The organism is Mesorhizobium sp. M7A.F.Ca.US.006.01.1.1 (assembly GCF_003997935.1).
Lineage (GTDB): Bacteria > Pseudomonadota > Alphaproteobacteria > Rhizobiales > Rhizobiaceae > Mesorhizobium.
This window is the reverse complement of sequence record NZ_RZQL01000447.1, coordinates 1-2152: the sequence shown is the minus strand read 5'-3', so window position 1 is coordinate 2152 and position 2152 is coordinate 1. Positions and strand designations below refer to the sequence as shown.

2 protein-coding genes and 1 pseudogene are annotated in these 2152 nt (G+C 62.5%); all 3 read left to right on the top strand.

What is annotated here, in order from left to right:
* Positions 1-187, top strand: a pseudogene (locus EN943_RS36640) (carbohydrate ABC transporter permease); the annotation flags it as partial.
* Between the two features lie 4 nt (positions 188-191).
* Positions 192-1856, top strand: a complete 1665-nt coding sequence (locus EN943_RS36635) for an alpha-glucosidase (protein WP_127416573.1) — start codon at positions 192-194, stop codon at positions 1854-1856.
* 24 nt (positions 1857-1880) lie between these two features.
* A partial coding sequence (locus tag EN943_RS36630) for an ATP-binding cassette domain-containing protein (protein WP_127416572.1) occupies positions 1881-2152 on the top strand: 272 nt, incomplete at its 3' end.

Here is a 2152-nt window from a genome sequence, read left to right as displayed (position 1 = left end):
CGGTACAGAGGCAGACCAGATCGTGCTGACCGCCAAGCTCAACGCGCTGTTGGGTTCACGCGGCGGCGACTGGGAGATTCTGACGACATCGGCTTTCGTAACCATCATCGTGCCGCTGATCGTGTTCTTCTCGCTGCAGCGCTATTTTGTCCGCGGGCTGCTTGCCGGCTCGGTGAAAGGAGGCTGAAACGATGCAATCCGCTTTGAAGGCCAGTTCGAAGCCTGACCTCGCCATCGATCGCGACTGGTGGCGGGGCGCGGTGATCTACCAGATCTATCCGCGCAGCTACCAGGACTCGAACGGCGACGGCATCGGCGATCTCAAGGGCATCATAGGCCGCCTCCCCTACATCGCCGCACTCGGCGCGGATGCCATCTGGATTTCGCCGTTCTTCAAGTCGCCTATGAAGGATTTCGGCTATGACGTGACGGATTACTGCGATGTCGATCCGATGTTCGGCACGCTGGCCGATTTCGACGCGCTGACCGCCGAGGCACACAGGCTGGGCTTGAAGGTGATGATCGACGAGGTGCTGTCGCACACCGCCGACAACCACCCCTGGTTCAAGGAAAGCCGGTCGAGCCGCAGCAACCCGAAAGCCGACTGGTACGTCTGGGCAGACGCCAGGCCGGACGGCACGCCGCCCAACAACTGGCTGTCGATCTTCGGCGGCTCGGCGTGGCAATGGGACACCAGCCGCCAGCAATATTACATGCACAATTTCCTGGCCGAACAGCCCGACCTCAACTTTCACAACCACGAGGTCCAGGACGCGTTGCTCGATGTCACCCGCTTCTGGCTGGAGCGCGGCGTCGATGGTTTCCGGCTCGACACCATCAATTTCTACTTCCACAGCCAGGGTCTGGAAAACAATCCGCCGCTGCCGCCGGAAGAACGCAACGACCAGACCGCGCCGGCGGTCAACCCCTACAACTACCAGGACCATCTCTACGACAAGAGCCGGCCCGAGAACCTCGGCTTCCTCGAACGGTTCCGTGCCCTGCTCGATGAATATCCGGCAACCGCAGCGGTCGGTGAGGTCGGCGATTCGCAGCGCGGGCTTGAAGTGGTTGCCGCCTACACCGCCGGCGGCAAGCGCGTGCACATGTGCTACTCCTTCGATTTCCTGGCGCCGGAAAAGATCAGCGCGGGCAAGGTCCGTTCGGTGCTGGAATCCTTCGGCAAAGTCGCCAGCGACGGCTGGTCGTGCTGGGCCTTTTCCAACCACGATGTGATGCGGCCGGCCTCGCGCTGGGCGGCCGGCGAAGCCGACCCGACCGCCTACCTCAAGGTCATCTCGGCGCTGCTGATGTCCCTGCGTGGTTCGGTCTGCATCTATCAGGGTGAGGAGCTTGGGCTCGGCGAGGCCGACCTTCGGTTCGAGGATCTGCAGGACCCCTACGGCATCCGCTTCTGGCCTGAATTCAAGGGCCGCGACGGCTGCCGCACACCGATGGTATGGGACGGCGGCGCCAAAAATGGCGGCTTTTCCTCGGCGAAGCCCTGGCTGCCGGTGCCGGCCAAGCATCTGGCGCAAGCGGTCAACGTCCAGCAGGGCAACGAGGCTTCGCTGCTCGAGCATTACCGGCGCTTTCTCACCTTCCGGCGTGCCCATCCGGCGCTGGCCAAGGGCGACATCACCTTCATCGAAAGTGTGGGAGATACCGTCGCCTTCACGCGCCGCGCAGGCAACGAGCAGATCGTCTGCGTCTTCAATCTGGGAGCCGGGTCGGCCAAGGTTGACCTTGGTGGCCGATCGCTGCAACCTCTGCCCGGGCACGGATTTTCGGGGCAGGCGAACAGCGGTTCCATCGAGCTTGGCGGCTACGGCGCCTGGTTCGGGCGTCTCGACTGAATTTCCAATCACTGGAGGAAACCAATGGCCGATGTCACGCTAAGACAAGTGAAGAAGTCCTACGGCAATCTGAACATTCTCCACGGCATCGATCTCGATATCAAGTCGGGCGAGTTCATCGTCTTCGTCGGCCCGTCGGGCTGCGGCAAGTCGACATTGCTGAGGTCGATCGCCGGGCTCGAGGAAATCACCTCCGGCGAGCTCAGAATAGCCGGCGAGGTCGTGAACGACGTGCCGCCGTCGAAGCGCGGCGTCGAGGTTCGAAAGCGGTTCGTCGAACAGGAACACCTTCGGAT

Bases quoted from the DNA above. Each gene is read 5' to 3' on its own strand.
- EN943_RS36635 (WP_127416573.1), top strand. From the start codon at position 192: ATGCAATCCGCTTTGAAGGCCAGTTCGAAGCCTGACCTCGCCATCGAT.